General features: G+C 62.3%; 14 protein-coding genes and 1 pseudogene. 6 read left to right on the top strand and 9 right to left on the bottom strand.

Annotated elements, in window-relative coordinates; translation table 11 throughout:
• Positions 1-41: 41 nt before the first annotated feature.
• The 4 genes from ACN8ZM_RS22240 to ACN8ZM_RS22255 all read left to right on the top strand — a co-directional run bounded on the left by ACN8ZM_RS22240 (position 42) and on the right by ACN8ZM_RS22255 (position 6,996).
• Complete coding sequence (locus ACN8ZM_RS22240) at positions 42-1,739, top strand: M4 family metallopeptidase (protein ID WP_301766335.1); 1,698 nt, start codon at positions 42-44, stop codon at positions 1,737-1,739.
• 147 nt (positions 1,740-1,886) lie between these two features.
• Positions 1,887-2,102 carry a hypothetical protein gene (locus ACN8ZM_RS22245; RefSeq protein ID WP_420212400.1) on the top strand — a complete coding sequence of 72 codons (216 nt, stop codon included), beginning with the start codon at positions 1,887-1,889 and terminating at the stop codon, positions 2,100-2,102.
• Positions 2,103-2,521: 419 nt separating this feature from the next.
• Positions 2,522-4,612 (top strand): putative bifunctional diguanylate cyclase/phosphodiesterase, encoded by a 2,091-nt coding sequence (locus ACN8ZM_RS22250; RefSeq protein ID WP_420212401.1) that lies wholly within the window; start codon positions 2,522-2,524, stop codon positions 4,610-4,612.
• Positions 4,613-4,665: 53 nt separating this feature from the next.
• Positions 4,666-6,996 carry a putative bifunctional diguanylate cyclase/phosphodiesterase gene (locus ACN8ZM_RS22255; RefSeq protein ID WP_420212402.1) on the top strand — a complete coding sequence of 777 codons (2,331 nt, stop codon included), beginning with the start codon at positions 4,666-4,668 and terminating at the stop codon, positions 6,994-6,996.
• Positions 6,997-7,199: 203 nt separating this feature from the next.
• On the opposite strand, the gene ACN8ZM_RS22260 is transcribed toward ACN8ZM_RS22255, so the two are convergent.
• Together ACN8ZM_RS22260 and ACN8ZM_RS22265 are read right to left on the bottom strand one after the other, a co-directional pair.
• Positions 7,200-7,697 (bottom strand): DUF4303 domain-containing protein, encoded by a 498-nt coding sequence (locus ACN8ZM_RS22260; RefSeq protein WP_420212403.1) that lies wholly within the window; start codon positions 7,695-7,697, stop codon positions 7,200-7,202.
• A 150-nt stretch (positions 7,698-7,847) separates the two neighbouring features.
• Positions 7,848-9,959, bottom strand: coding sequence for a radical SAM protein (locus ACN8ZM_RS22265; protein WP_420212404.1), 2,112 nt, complete (start codon positions 9,957-9,959; stop codon positions 7,848-7,850).
• Between the two features lie 119 nt (positions 9,960-10,078).
• Here ACN8ZM_RS22265 and ACN8ZM_RS22270 point away from each other — a divergent pair, with 119 nt between their 5' ends.
• Positions 10,079-10,210 carry a hypothetical protein gene (locus ACN8ZM_RS22270; RefSeq protein WP_420212405.1) on the top strand — a complete coding sequence of 44 codons (132 nt, stop codon included), beginning with the start codon at positions 10,079-10,081 and terminating at the stop codon, positions 10,208-10,210.
• A 135-nt stretch (positions 10,211-10,345) separates the two neighbouring features.
• Complete coding sequence (locus ACN8ZM_RS22275) at positions 10,346-10,534, top strand: hypothetical protein (protein ID WP_043183775.1); 189 nt, start codon at positions 10,346-10,348, stop codon at positions 10,532-10,534.
• Positions 10,535-10,843: 309 nt separating this feature from the next.
• Here ACN8ZM_RS22275 and ACN8ZM_RS22280 read toward each other — a convergent pair whose 3' ends face one another.
• From ACN8ZM_RS22280 to ACN8ZM_RS22310, 7 genes and pseudogenes are all read right to left on the bottom strand, one after another.
• Positions 10,844-12,214: an MFS transporter gene (locus ACN8ZM_RS22280; RefSeq protein ID WP_043183772.1), complete on the bottom strand. Its 1,371-nt coding sequence runs from the start codon at positions 12,212-12,214 to the stop codon at positions 10,844-10,846.
• A 557-nt stretch (positions 12,215-12,771) separates the two neighbouring features.
• Positions 12,772-13,086, bottom strand: coding sequence for a hypothetical protein (locus tag ACN8ZM_RS22285; protein ID WP_043183771.1), 315 nt, complete (start codon positions 13,084-13,086; stop codon positions 12,772-12,774).
• Between the two features lie 450 nt (positions 13,087-13,536).
• Positions 13,537-14,005 (bottom strand): annotated as a pseudogene (locus ACN8ZM_RS22290) (helix-turn-helix domain-containing protein); the annotation flags it as partial.
• Between the two features lie 247 nt (positions 14,006-14,252).
• Positions 14,253-15,653, bottom strand: coding sequence for an ISNCY family transposase (locus ACN8ZM_RS22295; RefSeq protein WP_420210992.1), 1,401 nt, complete (start codon positions 15,651-15,653; stop codon positions 14,253-14,255).
• 334 nt (positions 15,654-15,987) lie between these two features.
• Entirely contained in the window at positions 15,988-16,518 is a 531-nt protein-coding gene (locus ACN8ZM_RS22300) for a SecY-interacting protein Syd (protein ID WP_420212406.1), read from the bottom strand.
• A complete protein-coding gene (locus ACN8ZM_RS22305; RefSeq protein WP_420212407.1) occupies positions 16,515-20,990 on the bottom strand; it encodes an RHS repeat-associated core domain-containing protein in 4,476 nt (1,491 codons plus the stop codon). The genes ACN8ZM_RS22300 and ACN8ZM_RS22305 overlap by 4 nt, the downstream gene beginning before the upstream one ends.
• Positions 20,987-22,288, bottom strand: coding sequence for a hypothetical protein (locus ACN8ZM_RS22310; protein ID WP_420212408.1), 1,302 nt, complete (start codon positions 22,286-22,288; stop codon positions 20,987-20,989). The genes ACN8ZM_RS22305 and ACN8ZM_RS22310 overlap by 4 nt, the downstream gene beginning before the upstream one ends.
• Positions 22,289-22,295 lie beyond the last annotated feature (7 nt).

Here is a 22,295-nt window from a genome sequence, read left to right on the forward strand (position 1 = left end):
GCATTCCTCGAACATCACCCACTTATAACCCGGGGGATTACATGAAGAAACTGTCTCGTCTGCTGTCCATCACCGCGATTACCGTCGCGAGTCTCAGTGCTTTTGCCCAAGCCGGCGACCAGTCGGCCACGGTTGACAAGGCACTGCAACTGATCCAGCAGAACCCGTCCGCCTTCAGTCTCGCAGTCGGTGGCGCAGCCCGCACGTTGAAGTTCGCGGGGCCACAGGCCGGCGCGCCGACGGACGGCGATCAGTTCCAGGTACGCGACGTGATCGTCGATCCCGACGGCACCGAGCACGTGCGTTTCGACCGCTTTTACGCGGGGCTGCCGGTGATCGGCGGCGACGTTGTCGTCCATTCGAGCAAGGGGCAGTTGAAGCAGGCGAGCGTGACCCAGCTCGCGCCGATCAATCTCTCCGGCACGATCGGCAAGGTCGGAAACCGCTCCGTGGTACGCAACGCACCCGACATCGGTGCGGCCAGGGTCAAGCGCATCGCGGCCGCGCGGTTCAACTCGGACGTGCGCCGCGTCGATGACGCGGAACTCGTCGTGTTCGCACGCGACGTCAACCCGACGCTGGCCTACGCCGTGCGTGTATACGGCAAGGCAACCGATGCGCACGGCGATGCGGTGCTGTACTACGTCGACGCGCGCACCGGCACCGTGCTCGACGCACAGGACCTGATCAAGACCGCCGCCGCGACCGGCACCGGCCGCTCGCTGTACTACGGCGACCTGACGCTCACCACGGACCAGACGGGCATGAACGCGTACCGGATGCTCGATCCGAGTCGCGGCGCCGGCTCGGTCTACGACGGTCGCGGCCTGACCTCGGACGACGTCGAGCAGGCGACCGACCTGCCGATCTTCACGAGCAGCACGAACGTGTGGGGCAACAACACGACCACCGACCGGCAGACGGTCGCCGCCGACATCGATTATGGGCTCGCGCTCACTTGGGACTACTACAAGACGGCGCACAACCGCAACGGCATCTTCAACGACGGCCGCGGCGTGAAGAGCTATGCACACGTTGTATTCAATACCGGCAGCGGCACGACCGGCGCGAACGCGGCATGGCTCTCGTCGCACGTGATGGTGTACGGTGACGGCCAACCCGGCACCAGTCTGCCGAAACCTGTCGTGTCGGTCGACGTCGCCGGGCACGAGATGAGCCACGGCGTGACCGAGGCCACGGCCAACCTGAACTATTCGGGCGACGCCGGTGGCCTGAACGAGTCGACGTCGGACATCTTCGGCACGCTCGTGAAGTACTACGCCAACAATCCGAACGATCCCGGCAACTACGTGATCGGCGCGCGCGTGGTGAGCGGCGGCCTGCGCAAGATGTACAAGCAGGATCTCGATGGCCGGTCGTTCAGCTGTTACCCGTCCGGCGGATTCTCGTGGTCGAATCCGCGCCACGATCCGCATTTCACGTCGGGCGTCGGCAACCGCCTGTTCTACCTGCTGGCCGAAGGCCCGACGGTGCCGTCGACCGATACCGGTCTGACGAAGGCACAGCTGGTTTGCAACGGCGACACGACCTTCAGCGGCCTGGGCCGCGAAAAGGCCGGCAAGATCTGGTACCGGACGCTGACCGTGTATCTGAATGCCAACTCCAGCTACCCGAACGCACGTCGTGCATCGATCCAGGCGGCGAACGACCTGTACGGCGCGAACTCGGCCGAAAGCGCAACGGTCGCTCGCGCGTGGAGTGCGGTCGGGGTGAATTGATCGCGTCGGTGTGAGGGCGTTGAGCGCCCGATGATCGCGTGGCGGTATTTCGTGTCGGAGCAAGGCGTGCCGATCGAGGCCACGCGACACTCAGGCGAATGACGGGCAGATGTGGATCGACCGCCTGCGATTGCAGGCGGTCGACCTTTGGAACGCCACTTTTATCACGCCCACCACGTATCCCGTTCATCGGCGCTGCATGCCGACACGGTCGCGCCGGCAGCCATCCGCGCGCCGATGCGCGTCCATTACCGGTCGCGCGCTTATCCGGAATCGGCCGGTGAGGCGCCGAAGCACGCGCATGCCAAATTTGCCGCCACCGGCAATCTCATCCCCGGATTCAGACGTCGCATGTTTCATTGATTTGCCGTCACTCGGCGTAGAAGTTCTGAAGAGAAGCAGCAGGGCGCTGGCGTTGCGACGAGAAACACATCTTCTTCAAGATCCGCGCCGCGCTCCCCGGTCATCCGCGATGCCCCCCAAGAAGCTGACGGTGAACCCAGGCGGAACTCCACCGCATGATCCATCACCTGCACCTCCCGGGCGATCGGCAAGCCCTCAGCCGATCCGTCGATGCCCCATCCAGCCGCGTTCCGGCACTTTTTCCACAAAAAATATCTTCCAGGAAATCGTTTGCGCGCAGCCGCGTGGCGTTCAGTTTATTCATCACATGCCGATATCTGGAAGGCGCGCCCGATCGAAGCGGCATCGCCTCGCGGCTTCGATCGGGAACAGCATCAGCCCATGCGACGGATAGGGGAAGGAAGGTTTTGGCGACAGTTTTGGGGTGCATCGTTTATCGGCACAATCACTGGCTGGTATTGCTTGCCGCACTGTTGTGCGGATCCGGCTCGTGGGTCACCGCGCGCCTGTTCCAGCGCACGGTGAACACGTCCGGCACGCAGCGGCTCGGCTGGCAGGTGCTGACGGCCATTTCGGCCGGCGTGGCGATCTGGTGCACGCACTTCATCGCGATGCTCGGCTTCGACGCCGGCGCGCCCGTGCACTTCAACCTGCCGCTTACGCTCGTGTCGCTGTTCATCGCGGTCGGCGGCAGCACGATCGGCTTCGCGCTGACGACCTGTCGCACCGTCAAGGCCGCGCCCGCGCTCGGCGGCGCGATCGTCGGCGTGGCGATCGTGCTGATGCACTACACCGGCATGCTCGCGTGGCGAGTCGAGGGCATCGTGTCGTGGGACGTCGGCTACCTGATCGCATCGGTGCTCCTGGCGATGACGCTCGCGGCGCTCGCGCTGCACCTCGCGATGCGGCCGTCGCCGCACGCGGTCAACCAGATGGCCGGCGTGCTGTCGCTCGCGATTCTCGCGCTGCATTTCACCGGGATGACCGCGCTACGCATCACGCCGCTGACGCTCGACGGCACCTGGACCGACATGAGCGCGCTGCGTCCGCTGGCGCTGGCGGTCGCGGGCATGTCGCTCGTGATCGTCTGCACAGGGCTCGTGAGCTACGTGATCGACAGCAACGTGCGGGCCGAATCGCTCGAACACCTGCGCCGGCTGGCGCTGAGCGACATGCTGACCGGCCTGCCGAACCGGGCCAGCTTCAACGAACGGCTGGATCTCGAAATCGGGCTCGCGCAGGAACACGGCACGAAGCTCGCGCTGATCGGCATCGACCTGAACCGCTTCAAGGAAATCAACGACCTGCGCGGCCATCACGCCGGCGACGAGGTGCTGCGCATCCTCGCGCGGCGCATGACGAACCTGCTGCGCGACGGCGAATTCGTCGCGCGCATCGGCGGCGACGAATTCGCGGCGCTTTGCCGGATGGACGACGACACGCGCCTGATGGATTTGCTCGAGCGGCTCGAGCCGGCGCTCTACAAGCCGGTCAGGCTGGACGACTACGAGGTTGTGCCGGGCGCGAGCTTCGGCGTCGCGATCTTCCCGGACGACGCCGCCACCCAGGCCATCCTCATCAACAACGCGGACCTCGCGATGTACCGCGCCAAGGGCAGCATCGCGCAAACGATCTGCTTCTACGAGCCGGCGATGGACCTGATCGTGCGCGCGCGCCGCAGCCTCGCGGCCGACCTGCGCCGCGCGGTGGCCGACAACCAGCTGAGCATCCACTACCAGGTGCAGACTTCGCTCACGACCGGCGAGATCCGCGGCTACGAAGCGCTGCTGCGCTGGCAGCACGCGACGCTCGGCACGATTCCGCCCGCCGAGTTCATTCCGCTCGCCGAGGAGAACGGCGTGATCCTCGACATCGGCGAATGGGTGCTACGCGAGGCATGCGCGCGAGCGGCCACGTGGGAACCGCCCTATGCCGTCGCGGTGAACGTATCGGCGGTGCAGTTCATGCACGCGGACCTGACGGCGCTCGTGGCCAACGTGCTCGCAGAAACCGGCCTGCCGGCGTCGCGCCTGCAGCTGGAGCTGACCGAATCGACGATCTTCGCCGGCCGCGAGCGCGCGCTGGACACGCTGCGGCAGATCAAGGCGCTGGGCGTGAGCATCGCGCTCGACGATTTCGGTACCGGCTATTCGTCGCTCGACACGCTGCGCTCGTTCCCGTTCGACCGCATCAAGCTCGACCAGTCGTTCGTCGCGGACGCGGAGGCGAAACCGCAGGATCGCGCGATCATCCGCGCCGTGCTCGCGCTCGGCAAGAGCCTCGGCATTCCGATCCTGGCCGAAGGCATCGAAACGCGCGACCAGCTTGCGCTGCTGGCGAACGAAGGCTGCGACGAAGCGCAGGGCTTCCTGCTCGGCAGGCCCGCGCCACTCAACGAGATCGTCGGCAGCGGGCAGCTCGCGCTGACCGGCGGCAACCGCGCCGGTGCGCCGGTTGCCGCGGCTGAATCGGCCGTCAAGGCCGATATGGAGCCGGACCCGTGCGGGTAACCGGCGGCGCCGGACACGACAACCCGAACCCGGGTTGCAGCATGCAGGCTCACATGAAAACCCACTACGCACGGATCGCAAGACTGGCAAGCATCGCAGCGCCGGCCCGCAACCCGGACCTGCTCGCGGCGCAGTTCCGGGTATTCGCCGGCCAGCTTCCGGTGATGTACCTGATCCTCATCTCGAGCACCTGGAGCCTCGCCGTCACGCACCTGGGCAGCACGCCGTGGTGGCTGTCGGTCGCGATGCCGGCCGCGATGACGCTCGCGTCGCTCGCGCGGCTGCTGCACTGGCGCCGCGCCCGGCTGCTGGAACCGACGCCGGACGCCGTGCTGCGCGCGCTCACGGTCACCAACTGGCTGGTGATCCCGATCGCGGTGACGTTCACCGCCTGGGCACTGCTGCTGTTCCCGTACGGTGACGCGTGGCAAAAGGCCCAGGTCGCGTTCTACATGGCGATCACGGTGATCGGCTGCATCTTCAGCCTGATGTACCTGCGCACGGCCGCGCTGAGCGTGGCCGTGATCGTCAACGTCGCGTTCATCGCATTCTTTCTCTCGACGCGCCAGCCGACGCTCGTCGCCACCGCGGTCAACATGGCCTTCGTGTCGGCGGCGCTGATCGCCGTGATCTCGGTCAACTACCGGGGCTTCCTGCGTACCGTCGATGCCCAGGCCGAATCGCGGATGCGCGAGCAGGCGCAGATGCGGCTGATGCGGATGATCGACGACATGCCGGTGGCCGTGATGACGGCCGACCCGGAGACGTTCCGCATCAACTACCTGAACGCGACGTCGCGCAACCTGCTGCGCTCGATCGAGCACCTGCTGCCGATCCGGGCGGACGATGCGCTCGGCGCGCCGATCGACTTCTTCCACCCGCACCCGCAGCACCAGCGCCGCCTGCTTGCCGATCCGGCGAACTTGCCGCATCGCGCCCGCATCGCGCTCGGGCCGGAAGTGCTCGACATCCAGGTCTCGGCTGTGCGCGACGCCCAGGGGCGCTACATCGGCCCGATGCTGTCGTGGTCGATCGTCACGCAGCAGGCCGAAGCGGAGGCGCGCATCCACCAGCTCGCGCATCACGATTCGCTCACCGGCCTGCCGAACCGCGCGACCTTCCTGGCCGAATTCGACGCGAGCCTGCGCCGCTCGGACAAGGTGCTCGGGCTGCTCTTCATCGACCTCGACGGCTTCAAGCTGATCAACGACGCCCGCGGGCATTCGGCGGGCGACGAGGTGCTGCGCCAGGTCGCGGAACGCCTGCGCGGGCAGTGCCCCGAGCCGGGGATGATGCTCGGGCGCATCGGCGGCGACGAATTCGCGGTGCTGCTGCGCGACACCGACGCGGACGGCGCGATGGGCACGGCCGCGCGGCTCGTCGACTCGCTCGCCGCCCCCTATGCACCGTCGCCCGACCGGCAGTTCCGCATCGGCGCGTCGATCGGCTGCGTGCTGGCGCCGCATCACGGCAACGACGCGGGCGTGCTGCTGTCACGCGCGGACATGGCGCTCTATGCGGCCAAGAAAGCCGGGAAGGGCACGTACCGGATGTTCTCGCCGGACATGGAAACGAGCGCGCAGGAGCGGATCGCGCTCGAATCGAAGCTGCGCTTCGCGCTGGACGAGAACCAGGGGCTGTACGTGTTCTACCAGCCGATCGTCGATGCCCGGACCCGCCGCATTACCGCCCGCGAGGCGCTGCTGCGCTGGCATCACCCGCACGCCGGGTGGATTTCGCCGGGCCGCTTCATTCCGGTGGCCGAGCGCGGCGGCCTGATCGACCGGCTCGGCCGATTCGTGCTCGACCAGGCCTGCCGGGAGGCGGCGCGCTGGCCGGACGGCGCGCGCGTCGCCGTCAACGTGTCGGCGGGGCAGCTCGGCCACGGCACGATCGTGCCGGCCTTCGCGGCGGCGCTGGCCGGCGCGGGCCTCGCGCCTGACCGGCTGGAAATCGAGGTGACGGAAACCGCGCTGCTGCACGACGAGGGCAAGGCGATCGCGGACTTGCGCGCGCTGCGTTCGATGGGCGTGCGCGTCGCCCTCGATGACTTCGGCACGGGCTTCTCGTCGCTCGCGCATCTGCGCGCGTTTCCGTTCGACAAGATCAAGATCGACGGCAGCTTCGTGCGCGATGCGGTCACGCGCCCGGACTGCGCGGCCGTCGTGCGCGCGGTGGCCGATCTCGGCAAGCGCCTCGGCGTGACGACCGTCGCGGAAGGCGTCGAGACGGAGGAGCAACTGGCGTGCATTACGGATGCCGGCTGCCGCGAAGTGCAGGGTTTCCTGATCGGCAGGCCCGTGCCGGGCGAGCACGATGCGCCGGCCATCCACTGGATCGAGCGGGCCGCGCTGGCCGAGCAGGCCACGACCACGCGGGCGTGAGCGTGGCATGGGCGCCATGCGCGCCCGCTGAAGCGGGTAGGGCACTCGCCTCAGCGTGCCGTGGATCGGCCGACGCCATCGCCACGTGTTCGACGAGATTTCTGCTGTGAAATCGACGAACTCGCGCAGTCTGCCGATCAGCGAACGACCCTTGGCATCGGCGCATGCCGCGTCTCGAACGCTCGGTGTCGGCTTTTTCGCCGCTACGCGTACCGGTTGATGAAACGATCGAAGACGGCGGGCGGGTTCAGGATCCTGGCGGATTCGTTCTCCAGTGCCTCGGCCCCGTTGTCGTCACTGATCGTGACGAACAGCGTGATCTTCTCGCGCGCCGCGCCCGTTCCGAACAATCCTTCCTGGTCGAGCATCCGGAGCGCCTCGATCATGTCGCGCTGAAGATCCCTGAAAAATTCGCCGAACTTCGCTTCGGGAATCTCCGGGCCCAGTACCGTTTCGGCCAACCGCTCGCAGAGCGGATTGAACGAATCAGCCTCGGCGGATTCATACGCCCATTCGCCGGTTGCCCAGGTGAACTCCGGCGCCTTCTCGTCGTCGCCGACCTCCATCCGTTCGCGAACCCGCTTCAATCCCTCCTCGGAATTGGCGGCCGGTACGACGGTCATCGCGCCACTGTCGGTATAGAGGGCGAACGCATAAAAATGTTCGTCCGGATGGGCAGCAAGAAGCGCTCGATAGGTCACGCTCGCCGCGTCGGCAATCTCGAGCGCGAATTCAGGATGCATGTTCTTCTTGACCTCGCCGTATCGTTACGTGTTTAGCCGGGGACATCGCATGGACATGTTCAATCTGCAGGACATTGGTTCGGCCGACCCGCCATGTTGCACGGCAGATCAGGCACGGACGTCCGCGATCACGCGTCGAACCGCGAATGCCAGCGGATCGACCTCGTGAACCCAGAGGGAGAGCGTGGCATCGAACAACGCGGCAAGCTGCTCGAGTTGTGCGAAAGCGTATGCAGGGTCCGCGGTGACGATGTCCACGAACGCCATGCCTCGGCGATATCCCGCCTTGACATCGATGCGTATACCGCCCGGGAACCGTTGGCGGAGCGCTTCGCCAACCCGGCCAATATCAATCTCGCCGGGTATTGCGCGCCGGCCCGGTTGAGGCCTGACATCAGGCACGGAAAGATAGGCGCTGACACGCACTTCCGATCCGTCGAGGGCGCTGACATGCGCACCCTGCCGATAGGCGAGCACAGCGAGCCGCTTTCGCCGCGCGAGGCCCGATACCAACACACATTTGCCTGCGATGCTCGTCTGGCCGTCTTCGATCATTTGCGCGAATCGAGCCGCTTTCTCGCCGGATTGATCACGCCATCCGAAATGCAACGCAAGCCTGGGCGTTTTGCCGATCTCCGTACCGAGCCGCTTCAACACGGACAGCATGGCCGCATCATCCATGTCCTCAAACACGAGCTCGGCGGCGAGCGGCCGGCCGGCCGCAAAGGCGGTGAGCCATTGTCGAGTCTCGACAAGCTCACCCGGCACGCTATCCCCCTGCAATTCGAGCATGACGAGGATGACATCGCCATGCAGCCAGGTCCTGGCGGCCGGATGGGGCGTCAGGCTGGCCAGGGTGCGGGCGTCATCTGCGCTTGACGCACGCACCGCCGCCAGCAGGAATACGTGATGAGCGTGGACGCCGTCAGGCACCACGTATGCGCCTTTCTTCCAGGCCAGGGCGCGCAACTCCGGAAACAGGTCTTCTGCGTCGTATCCCGTCGCGATCACCGAGCGACCGATCGCCGCCAGCTCGCGAGGTGATCCTCCGCCCGACAATTGCGGGCCCGCGACCGCTTCTTCGTTGAACAGGCGCTTCCACTCGGATGAGTACTCGGCATCGGGTGCCCATGACGGCAGCAGTTGCGCGAGGTAGGCGTCCGCATCCGCGATGGTCTCGAACTTCGCGACCATCACGCATTCGCCGCTGTTGTTGCCGGAGAATGCCTGCCACACGCTGACCGATGGCGTGGACCGGGTTCGACTGGCGCTTGCGTTGCGACGTGCGCAACCGCGCCGTGCGCTTGGCTGCGCGAGGCGCGCACGCTCATTCCGCCACCCGTGCAGGATCTCCTCCGCACTGCTCGCGGGCAGGCCGCCGTCATGGAACGAACAGCCCTGCATGCGTTGGTCAGGCGTGATGGAAACGAAGTCCAGACCGGCGCCGCAGTCGCCACTTCCATCGGCACCATCGAACAATCTGGGTACCGGAACCGCGTCGCCAAAGCACACGGACAGTCGGCACGCAAGCGGCGAGTCCTGAACGATCGCCGCAAGCTGCGCCCGTCCCCGTGGCGAAAGGTGCCTGCGCAGATCGGGGCCGATGTAAGACAACAACGAGACATCCTCGCAACCCAGCGCGGCCAGTTCGGCCAGCCGCGCGGGAAGCCCCGGCAGCACGGCGTCGTCGACGATCAGGTTGGCCCCCCATCTTTGTCCGAATTCCGACAGGACCGTGCCCGCGTCGCGCCAGCGCACCTCGTCGTAGAGCGAGACGCGGACCTGGCCGAAACGGCCGGCGTAGGGCGCAAACGTGTTGCGCCGGATCAGCGTTCCGTTGGTCGTGACGTTCAGTGCAAGCGGCGTGGTGTCATGGAGGATGTCGATCAACTCGGCGAATCCGCGGAACGCGAACGGCTCTCCGCCGCCAAAGGCGACTTCCAGCGTTCCTGCCGCGCTCAGGCCGCGAAGGACGTCGGCGGCCGACTGGACGGACCAGGCGCTATCGCGTTGAACGTCACGCGAGCAAAAATCGCAAGATAGATTGCACTTGTTCGTTATCCCGAACATGGCGACTCGAGGGGCGAGGCGCCGCAAGTGGCGGGTCGCCGGATGCTCGATCCGGATGTGCGTTCCTGTCGCGGGGTGAAAGCGCAGCAGTGCGCCATCCAGTGGATATTCCCTGAATGCATTGCGATCAAAACCAGTGGAATCCGGCATCGGCGAGGCCCTCAATTATTTTTGTCCACGGTCAACGTGAATCCGGTGTCGATGTGGGAAACTGCTGTATTGTCCTTGAGCGCATTATGCGCGAAAAGGAAATTATCACGGCGTAGTCGGTGGCCGACAAGCGCGGCCGCTGTAGGGGCGCTTCGACCCAGCGATTGACTCAGCAGGGCGTGGACGGGAAGTCGTTACTGCGGCTTACCGGTGCATATCACAACCTGTTGAGGATGTGGGTGGATGCTTGAGGGGGATTGCCGGAGGAAAGAGGTGAGGGCGAGGGATTTGCGTTGCGCACCGCGTCATCGCAGCGACATCTTTCTCACGTAAATCTATGGCACTTCGCCAGTTGGCGAGAGCTGTTTTTTCAAGGAATACCGACCATGGCGGCAAAACGTCTTCGCATCAACATGATTTCCCGTCGCCAGTCGACGTTCGACGGCCGGCATCTCGACACCGAGGCGGCACGCCGCTTCGACGCGCACGTTCAGGACGCGACTCCCGCCCATCTGAAGGGCACGCAAGGCGCCGTGGCGGAATGGCTGCCGCGCGCGAAGGTCAGCGAGCGATAAGCCGGTTACGCCGGGCGAACCGCTGCGCGACAGCAGCGCTCTCACCGTCCGGCGGCTTCCCCCATTTCGAGCCATGTGAAACGCGCCCGCCGGACGGCGAGCGTCGAATCACGAACGGCGCAGCACGCATATCGCGCCCCGTCGTCGGACCTGTTCCGGGCTGGGCTGCTCGATGTTTTGCGTCGCCCGGCGCCGTCTCGCGGCGCGGCCCAGCCCTGCGTATCGGCCTACCCAAGGCGGCTCGATGCACCCGTGACGCGATGGGATCGCGGCTGCGGTCGTCATCGCCTGCCTGAGCCGGCGAATGCGTCAAGTCACCGGCGGCGCGTGCCCATGATCCCCCAAGCCCCGAGCGTCGTCGTATTCCCGTGAAATATCCTTGTTCGTATAGTCGCCAAGCTTCGATGCGGCGACCACGCTCAGCACCGCACACACCAGCACGTACGCCGCGATCGCATACCCCGAGTGGTAGTAGGCAAACAGCGCCGTTGCGATCAGCGGTGCCGGGCCACCGGCAATGACCGACGCGAGCTGATAACCCATCGACGCGCCGCTATACCGCAACCGCCCTGTGAATGACTCGGCAATCAATGCAGCCTGCGGCCCATACATCATCGAATGCGGGACCAGCGACAACACGATGGCCGCGAAGATCCATACCGGATTCCGGCTATCGACCATCGCGAAGTAGATGAATCCGAACACGCCGACGGCAGCCGCACCGATGATGTACATCTTGCGCCGCCCGATCAGATCCGACACGTGCCCGAACAGCGGAATGGTGAAGAACTCGACCACGGATGCGACCAGCACCGCCGCCAGCAGCAGTTCGCGCGTGACGCCTAGCGCCGTGATCCCGTAAGTGAACACGAACGCCGTATAGATATAGAACGGTGCCTGTTCGGCCATCCGCGCAAACGCCGACAGCAGGATATCCCTCGGCTGCTTGCGCAGCACTTCGAGCATCGGCGTCCTCTCGATTCGATGCTCGGCCAGCAGCTTCGCGAAGATCGGCGTCTCGAGAATATTCAGGCGGATATAGAGCCCGATCGCAACCAGCACGATGCTGAGGAAAAACGGCACGCGCCAGCCCCACGTGAGAAACGCGTTGCCGGAAAGCCAGCTCATGGCCAGCACGGCAAGGTTGGCGAGGAACAATCCCGCAGGCACGCCGAACTGCGGCCACGACGCGACGAAACCGCGATGCGTATTGGTGCGCGCCCACTCCATCGACATCAGGACCGAGCCGCCCCATTCGCCACCCACGCCGACGCCCTGGATGAAGCGCAGGATCGTGAGGATAACGGCGCCCCAGATGCCGATCGCGGCGTAGGTCGGAACGAAGGCCACGGCGAACGTGGCGAGCCCCATCAGCAACAGGGTCACGATCAGGGTGGCCTTGCGTCCGATACGGTCGCCGTAATGGCCGAAGATCGCCGCCCCGACCGGCCGTGCGACAAAGCCGACGGCATAGATCAGGAACGCCTGGAGCGTGCCGACAAGAGGGTGGGATTGCGGGAAATACAGCTTTGCGAAGACCAGGCCGGTGACCGTGCTGTAGAGGAAGAAGTCATACCATTCGATCGTGGTGCCAATCGTGCTGGCGATGACGGCGCGGTGTAGCTGGCGCCGGGCTTCCTCGTCGGAGAGGGGCGTGGCCGCGGATTGCATGGCAGCCATTTTGATATCTCCCGGAAAGGGCGATAGAGAAATCAACCATACGCCCCGCGACAGGTTCCGGCAAGCGGGCGCTGAGCATGGCTGCCACGGCGTCCGGAGGTTTTATTCAGCGATCCTTATATATCATAATATGATATTTGATTGTCATTCGACGCGGAAACGATCGGGGTGGCGTGATGCTCGAGCTGGACGCATGCAGATGCCGAGCCGGGGTTTCGCGGATCGTTCGACGACCGCACCTGACGCCGTTACGGCTCGCGCTGCGCTCAGACGGCCCGAACCGCTGCCAGCATGTACTCAAACCCTCGGGCTACGACAATTTCAACTTTGCTCGTAAAACGTAACCTGGATGCAACGTGCAGAGAAAGATGTCGAACGCGTCTCGGTACCCCGCGAGATCCACGGCAGCCGCCCCTGTTTTAACAGCCTTGCAGCTTGATTCAGTCCGACGCGCGGTTCCAACGGGACGCATGTATATCCGAAAGCGTGCACTGGATATTCGGACCCGGCTCCAGACCAGGAACAACTTTCCCGTCGGCGTCCGTTCCGACCACCATTTACGCGTCTTTGAGCCAGGGCATTTCCACGGGTGACACGACCAGTTGCCGGAATTCGCGTTTCAGATCGAAGATGAACCCAACCAGGATCATGGATTCGGCGTAAGGAATCGGAAAAACATGCGGATTTTCCGGACTACGCAGCGGGCGCTCGGGCGTGTCCGCAGTCGCGGCGGCATTCTCGCGAACGCTTTCCAGTTCGTCGGCCATGGCCGGGTCGCCGGCTTTCAGCACGCGGCTACGCAGGTCGCTGAAGGGCTCGATGCGCGCAGCGTCTTCGTGGTATTCAGGTACTTCGTAAACGAACCAGGACATTTTCGTCTCCTGTGAGAAGGGGCGCTATTCTAACGCCGCGCGAGGATCCACCGAAAATCGGCCATGGCGTGCGATGGCCGCGGTCGCTGCGAGGCAGTCTACCAGCGGCGATCCTCGTAGATCTCCTGACCACGAGTCTGACTCGTTCGCTTCAGAGTTAAGTCTGTTGCGGCGCAGGAGTGATAGGTATCAACCCTGTTAAATGTTATACCCGGATTCAGATGTCCACCTTCCAGCCATTTAAAAATGTCCGGTTTTAAGGTTGGTTTGCTGCTTCTGTTTCCTCGTTTTGACCGTTACGCAGTGTCGAAGGTCGGCGCCTGAACGGGCAGGGCGCTCACGTTTGTTTCTCCTGCTTTTGCGGACCGACGGCCAGGTTTATCTGAGGGCTTTGCGGTCTGCCGACGTTGCGCCAGATCCAAGATCACGTGCTCGACGTCGGCCTGCGTAAGCCACTGGCTTGCCGTAGCGCTCCAGATACGTTCGCGTGGCCTCGAAGTAGCTGAAGGTCGATTCGGTCTGCGTGAAGTGCAGCACCATCAGCCGGCTCGTCGCGTCGTTGTCGGCGCGGAATCCAGAGCCCAGCGTCTGTCATCAGCCTTCTGACCGTCTCCTTGGCCAGCCGAATGCCGTGACACTCCCAGAGCTTCTCGCAGGCCAGCGTCGGGCCAAAATCGGCGTAGCGCTCCCGAATCAGGCTCAAGGCACGATGCGCCAAATCCTCGGGCAGTTGATGGTTGCTCGCGTGGCCACGGCGCTGCGAAAGCAGACCGGCCGGGCCAGCAGCCCGATACCGGGCGACCAGCCGTTCAATCTGCCGTCGACTGATCCCAAGCCGCTCCGCGGCTCGCCAAGGCATCAGACGCTGCTCGATCACGGCTTCCACGACCTTCAGACGATCCAGCTCCCGCATGCTCATGGTGATCAGTCCAGGTTGGCCCACGATGCGCTCCGGCAGTTCGAACCGCCGCCAGCATGCGCCGAAACCCTCGAACTACGACATTTCAACTTTGCCTAGATGCGACATTACAACTTTGCTCCCACAAACAATGTCATACCCGGATTCAGATGTCGTAGCGCCAGCTAAATACAGATGTCGCATGTTTCATCGGTTTTCCGTCATGCAGTGTTGAAGCGCCGAGCCTGAAGCAGCAGGGCGCTTACGTTCACCCACGGGCCTTGGCAGACCGCCGGTTCGACTCTGCTTGATGTGTCTGCGAAGCGACCTGCAGGATGGCTGCTTCGATGTCGGCTTCGGTGAACGCACGCTGCTTCTTGGCACCGGGCAACGATGCCTTGGCGCGTACCGGCAGCCCCCGATTGGCGCGCGACGGCGATCCCGAGATCCGTCGATTGTCGCGCTGCGCCTGGATCGCTTCAGCGACCTGCAGCGCGTGACTCAAGCGTTTGTGTTCGATGATCGCGCCTTGATCAACCTCCGCCAGCTTGTCGTAAAGGCGGCATCGCAATACCTCGCCATCGGCCTGTATTTCGATCCGTCCGTCCGGGTACTCCCAGACGTCGATATAGCGATGAACCAGCTTCCTATTCTCGAGCGTATCGTCCAGCAGATACAGCACACGGTCGTACAACACCGTCAGTGACTTCGATACCCGGCGCGTTTCGCGCCAGGTCATCAGCCGATCCAGATTCTCATCGTTACGCAGCGGCCGGTGCGCATTGAAGTCGCTGCGTGGTGGCTTCGCGAAGCGGGCGTTATACGTGGCGATGAAGGAGGGCGCATACGCGTTGGCGTCGGCTACCGTGCTGATCCCGCGCAAGCGCATCTCCTTGACCAGCCGGTCCTGCAACGTCAGATGGGCTCGCTCGACACGCCCCTTGGCTGAACTGCTGTTCGCGCAGAACGTGTCGATGTTCAGTTCATACATCGCCCGACCAAACTGCGTCACGCTGCTGCCGGTCTTGCCCGCATTCGGGCTGCGGAACACGCTGTACTTGTCGCTGTAGAACGCCACCGGCTTGCCATAGCGCTCCAGATACGCCCGCGTCGCCTCAAAGTAGCTGAAGGTCGATTCGGTTGCCGTAAAGTGCAGATGCATCAGCCGGCTCGTCGCGTCGTCGACATACACCAGCAGCGTGCAGGCCGGCGCCCGTTCCTCGAACCACCGATGATCGCTGCCGTCGATCTGGATCAGTTCACCCAGGCACGCCCGTCGCGCTCGCGGCTGGTAGACCTTCGGCGGTCGTTGCCGGCGCGGAATCCAGAGCCCAGCGTCTGTCATCAGCCTCCTGACGGTTTCCTTCGACAACTGCAGCCCATGGCATTCGCAAAGCTTCTCGCAGGCCAGCGTCGGCCCAAAATCGGCGTAGCGCTCCCGAACCAGGCTCAAGGCACGATGCGCCAAATCCTCGGGCAGTTGATGGTTGCTCGCGTGGCCACGGCGCTGCGAAAGCAGACCGGCCGGGCCAGCAGCCCGATACCGGGCGACCAGCCGTTCAATCTGCCGTCGACTGATCCCAAGCCGCTCCGCGGCTCGCCAAGGCATCAGACGCTGCTCGATCACGGCTTCCACGACCTTCAGACGATCCAGCTCCCGCATGCTCATGGTGATCAGTCCAGGTTGGCCCACGATGCGCTCCGGCAGTTCGAACCGCCGCCAGCATGCGCCGAAACCCTCGAACTACGACATTTCAACTTTGCTCAGATGCGACATTACTACTTTGCTCCTACAAACAAAATGTCGATAATTCACGTTATGTAAAATTGTGTGACGACTGTAGATCATAGGTCCGGTTTATATTTGTGCCCTACAGCACACGGAGATGATGATAGCCCGGCCAGCGAATTCCACTAGGGGCCGCCGGCTTGTGCCGAATAGCAAATCCTGACAATTCTGGCAGTCGCATTGTCGAGATCGTGAAGTCTACTCCGTGGCATCGTCAATTTCCTGACTCGAAGAATTCCTCCAGATCGTTGCTAATCACTCGATATTCACCCGCATCGAATTCCTCTGTACACACCTTGCCAGATTTGATCTCAACCACGAGAAGATCTCCTGTCATCATGCAGATGCCTATCGGGATATACTCCAACCTCCCTTGGTGTGCGCGCTTATAACCAAGCAGGCGCGAATAAAAATCAGCTCTGTAATTGCCTGGGATGATGGGATCAATTGCAAACCGATTTTCTCCGAACTGCACATCGAGATCGCCAAACCACCAAGAATTCATGAAATCCTTGATCGACTGCGGAATGGATATTTTTGCATTGTTTTCGAGTTCGCCAAGGTCAAAGAATTCATCCTTTTCCCTTGGCCTCCATCTGACCCAGCCGTCTTCCTCGGCCCCAACAAAGATACCCGGCGTCGCATCATCCGGCACAGGCATCTGAGGTAATCGCTCATCATCATACGTATCGAATTGTTTAAAATACGACCGCAACACCTCTCTCATGCGATTCCCTTGTTTCATATGTCACCTATAGGTAGATTATTATTGTCATCCAAGAATTGTTGGAGCAATTTTGCAGTGCGGTCATCGCCACCCCAGATGCCAAGATCCTTTTCGGTGTTATGAATACCACCAAATCCGGGATGCAGAGGCTTGGGAATCCCCACCGCTTGCCCTCCGCCGCCTATATGGTGATGCACCAGCAGCTGCCCACGCAATCCGGTGACATCAAACTGCGGAAATACTGATCTGAAAACTGGATCATTTTTGGGGGATAATGGCGTATAGGGAGTGCCATCTTTGCGGGTTAGTGTAATTTCTCCATTCAAAATTCTTAAATTGAAGGGGCTGAAGGCTTCTGGATGTCTAGCCTTTATCTCGTCCCAATAATACTGGAGATCACGAAGCCATCCAGCAGCGTTTCGCTTATACTTCGGCGCGTTGATGCCGACGAACGGCATGTCCACGATTAATCTCGGATCGTCAATTATATGTAGCTCGTTGACCCCGCCCAGAGGCGCTCCCCTGTAAAGCCTGGGTACCCCCGGATGTTCATGTTCCGGCCCCTTGCCGTCGCAATCATCAGGGTGGTTCGGATTCTGACACGTTAGCCCAAGGACATCGACATCAATTGTCGGGTTGCTGGAGTAGGCGTACAGATGAATCCCACCATACTGTCCAGCCGGGTCCGATTGCAAATATCGCCCCAGCCCCGGGTGATACGATCTGAATCGGTTATAGTGCAGTCCAGTCTCGTGGTCATAGTAATGCCCAGGCCAACGAAGCACATAATCAACAATATTTCCCGTGGTAGTGTAAATGAGGCCGTATGGATCAATTTCGGCAGCCCGCCAAACCACTCGTCGATCGGCGTCTTCTATCCATTCCGGCAACCCGACCTGATTGCAGAAAACGAAGTACGCTTGCCCTGATTCGGGAGATGCGTCTACGACTGAGTAATCGATGAACATGAAAGGCAGGAATGCCTCTTGGTTCACATATAGGTATATCCGTAACTGTCCGTCCGGTCCTTTTTCGGCCGCCAGCCTGTCCCCGTCCCAGTAAAATTCGGTTTGCCGCCCATTCATGGCTTTGCAAACCCGGCGGCACAGCCCATCATAGTCCGCCGTCCATATGTTGCCCTGATCGCCCCACTTCACCTGCACAAGCAGATCCAGGCTGTCGTAGCTATAGGTCGTACGACGGTCGTTCTCGCCGATCTGCTCGGCCAGGTGATTTCGGTTGTTGTAGCGGAAGGTGCCGCACGCGGCGCTCGAAAGCTGGTTGCCTTCGGCATAGCGCATCCATTGACACGTCGGCGTCGACATCAGGTTGCCGCCACGGTCGTATTCGAAATGCCGCACGCCCCCGCCACTGCGACGCTCGCCGACCAGTCGATGCGCGACATCGTATTGATACTCTGTGGTGCCGCCAGTGCTGTCGATCACACGCCGCAGTTCGCCCATCGCGCTGTACTGGTATTGCACGCAGCGGATCTGTGTTGTGCGGCCCTCCGGCCAGGTCAGCCGCCCGACGCATCGACCGTGCGCATCGAACTGGCACAACACGTTGGCACCATTGCCGAGGCGCAGCAAAATCTGACCATCGGAGGAACGCTGTAGTCGATGCGTACCGCCGACTGGAGCGTGAATGAGCACTTCACCATCGGTCTCGGCTTCGTAGCGCACCGTGAAGCGCTCGAAGTAAGTCGTGCTGCGTAGCCGCCCGTCGCCATATACGTGCTCGATCCCGCGTCCGTCGCGCTTGTCCCCGGTACGGCGACCGTGTGCGTCGTATGTAAGTGCGACATCAAATTTGTCCGTTGACGCTCTTGTAAAATTCCCCCGGCGGTCGTAGTAGTAGGTGTGTGTTTCGCCGCTCGTTAGAATGCGCTTGCTGTGCAGGCCGTTTTCGCCCACCTCGAAGCGCAACAAAAGGTTTCCAGCACCATCGCGCTTTTCGATCAGCCGGTCGCCCGCATCGTAAGCGTAGGTCTCACGCACCACGCCATGCCGCATAACGCTCGTAATGCGACCCTTGTAGTCATACGTGTACGCGCTTTCGTTGCCGTTCGCATCGGCTATAGCCGTGACTTCCTGTTTGGGTGAATACCGATATCGGACGGTGTTGCCTAACGGATTGGTCTCGCTTTCTCGCAGATTCCACGACGCGATGCCATAGTGGTACTCACGTCCGTCTTTGTCGCAGGCCTGAATAATATTTCCCGAAGCGTCGCGGCGAAACCGCTCAACTCCTCCATATTCGTCTGTATAACAAACGACCTGCCCGCTGGCATCGTGCTGTTCGCTGGGGGAAAATGTGCGATGCTGAAATAGCGATTCCGCAACATTCTGTATTTCTGGTGGGAGCAGAACTGCATCTGTCAGATCCGTGGGCGCGACCTTTCCCCATTGCAGAGCAAGCGGAGTAGCCGGTACGGTATGCGCCAATGGGTTCGGCAAGATAGGCGCTTCGTCCTTTGGCGGCCATAAGTTTCCCCATCGATCGACACGCCCGGTGTTACGCCCGGTTGAACTGTAAAGCCAGCGGGTGACGCACCCGCCCGAATCGATTTCGCGCTCAATGCGGCCGTCCGCACCGAGCACGTACTCCGCGGTGCCCCCATAAGGGTCGATGACGTGTGTGATCGTTCCGGCATCGTTGTAGAGCACGGTCCATTTTCCGCCGTCGCTTTCGGTGACGATCGTCCGTCCCGGGTGGTACTGGAATTGCACATGCCACAGCCCATCCTGGCCCCTGCTCTCCAAACAGTGCCCTTGGACGTCGTAGCGATAGAGGAATGAATATCCGTTCGCATCAGTGAGGCGCACCATACGGAGTCGCGAGTCGTATGCGTAACTCGCCGTCGCTCCAAGCGCATTGCAATGTGTGACCAGGCAGCCGTTTGCGTCGTACGCGTAGCGGGCAATGCGCTTGATATGACCGTTGACATCAGTTAAAGCAGTCTCCACTACCCGTCCGAATTGGTCGTATCTGAATACAATCTCGCGTCGGACTTGGCCGTGCGTGTCGGCTTGCGTAATTCCCCGTAGATGACCGTCTCCGTTCCAGTGCAGGCAGTTACGCGCCCCGTCGCGGACAAGGCCTACACATCTGGCAAATTGGTCCGTTGCCGAGCTACGTTCAAACTCTAAGTCACCTTCTATATCGTGGCGAACGACAAAGTGCCTGCCGTCAAACTGCTCGATCTTGTATCCTTGGCAATGACCGCAGTAGGTGCCATCTGATCTTTTGGCGAACGTGTATTGGGTTCCGCGCGGATCGATGTACACGGCGCGTGTTCGCATCAGCACCAGTTCGTGCTGCCATGCGTGCCGGAATCCATATCCCAACACACCGTCACGGTCGTGCCACCTGCTGCCGTAGTACCGCCTCCATTGAAACGGGACCGTGTCAGCCGTGTCGTAGTCGGTGAAATCGTTCTCGACCTCTCCAGTGACGGCACACACGGGCTCACCAAAAAATTCACAAGCCAATTTCTGCACCCATTTCGGCAACTTCGGCTTGACCTTCTTCCCGATCCCGTGCTTTGCCCCGTGCCACATCATCTGCGAGTCCGGTAGCGGAAACCCGCCGATCAGCACTGTCGGATCGCCTGCGAGCAGCGTACCCATACTCGGCTCGATGCCGGGATCTTTGCCCATCAGGTTGCTGAGTGCCATGAACGCGAGATCGGCCGCTGTTTGCGCGGCCATCATCGCGGCGGCGGCGACTTCTCCTTGCGATGCGTCGTCGGCAGCAGTCGCCGCTCCTGACGCCGGCCCGACTGCCGCATTACCAACCGACCACGCTTTCCCTGCCCGCCCCAGCAACTTCGCCCGGCCAGACACCTGAGCAGCCTCGCTCGCCACCTCCTCGCCTTTCTCGGCAGCGCTCGCCGCTTCGCCGCCCGACTTCCCCACATGCCCCATCGGATTGCAATGCCGCGTCATGTCGATACCCATGCGTGCCGCACGCATACCACCGATGAACGTATTGCTCGAGCCCGTCTGAATATCGAAATACGGCGTTATCCCGCCGCACGTCGGCGCAATACCGATATCCAGTACACGTGCCGCAGGAATACCCCCAATCAGCACGCTCAAACACCCACTGCCTATGGTCGCCCCGACGCTCGGCAACGGAAAACCGCTGCTCGGCGGATGACTATGCGCGTGCGGTGTACCGAGATGCGGAACACCAATGGTGGCCGCCGGCATCCCCGGCATCTTGTCGAGCAGCGGGATCTGCGCGATGCCGGTGTTGAGCAACTGCGACGGCATGCCCTGCAACGACGCGAGCGAGTTCACGGCTTCGCTGACGTGGTGAAGCGTGCCGCCTTCCGACGAGAAGGTCTGCTTGAACGGATCGAACGTAGACTTGACCGTGCCGAGCAGCGAGTCGCATGCGGTGTCGGCCTTCGACTCCGATGACGTTGAATGGCTCTCGGTAGGCGCTGACGCGCGCGTCAACCGGGTTCCAAATTCACTCATGGGCGAGCCCGTTCGTATCCGGCGGCCATCGCATCGTGACCCGTCGGCGCGACGGTTCCACGGAGGCGAGTCATGTAAAGCGGATCCTTCTCCAACTCATACGCCCTCGCCTCAGTTTTCAGACCGGCATTCCCGTAGAGGGAAACGAGTCGATCGAGGATGGAAATACGTTGCCGTTCGCAACTGAACCGTTCACACAATCCCTTCGCTGCAATCCAGCTCTTCGCCGCTTCCGCCGCCTGGCCGCAAGCCAGCAGCGCGACACCGCCCTTCTCCATCGCCTCGATCTTCGTATGCACGAGCATCAGCCTGCCTGCCGCGCCGCTTGCCAGGTCGAAATAAGTCGCCGCCTTCGCATGCTCGCCGAGCGTGTTGCAACAGCTACCCGTCGCCATCAACGCATTCAGCACGACCAGCAGATTCCGGCCATCGAGCGCAGCCGGCAGCGCGCGCACGTACCAGTCCTTCGCATCGCGTGGTGACCCGTGGCGCAACGCCACATCGCCGAGACCGTGCAAGGCCACTGCGCAGCCGGTCGCATCCTTGCGCTCGGCGTGGAAGGAAAAGAGCGCGTAATACTTGCGCTGCGCTTCGGGCAATCTGCCATGCGCAAGATCGATCCCTGCGATTTGCAGCAAGGCCCCCATGCGCTGCTCGATCGGATGCACTGCATCGTTCGCGATGTCGACCAGATGACGGGTCGCCTTTTCGGACGAGAAGTCGACTGGAAGAACCAGCACATGCTCGGCCTTCTTCTCCCGAGCGAGCGGAATCAGGCACGGATGCTTCCGGTCGTCGCGGATGCAGAACCGATGTCCTTCCATCCACGCCTCAAAGCCGTTCAGTGCCAGGCATTGCAGCACCAGCTTTGCGAAGCCACCGAAATCGCCCATCGGTGACGGCAGCCATGCCCACACGACCTTGGTGCCTTCCGGCATCAGCGTGCGAACGTGCATGACAGCCTCGCGCAGCCGTGTCGCCGGCGCGCGCCTCGGGTCGGTGCATGTCAGTGGCAACGGCGGCCAGCCTGTTTCGCCACGTTCGATGCGTGCGCTGCTTGCGTCGTCGATCTGACGTGCAAGTGCTTCCATACATGTCTGCAGATACGCGTCGACAGAGTCGCAAGGAAACGGAAAATTCAGGAAAACCGCATCGCCGAGTCGTTCGTCGAGGGAATGCATCATCTTGAGAACCGGCACGACGTCGTTGTCGGTTGCCTCGATCAACAGCGTCGGATCATCGGGCTGATCGATGAACGCCTCGAGCGACGATTCGATGGTGGAGAATTCACGATGCATGACGTCA

It is taken from the genome of Burkholderia aenigmatica, assembly GCF_048627025.1.
In the GTDB taxonomy this organism is placed as follows: Bacteria; Pseudomonadota; Gammaproteobacteria; order Burkholderiales; family Burkholderiaceae; genus Burkholderia; species Burkholderia aenigmatica.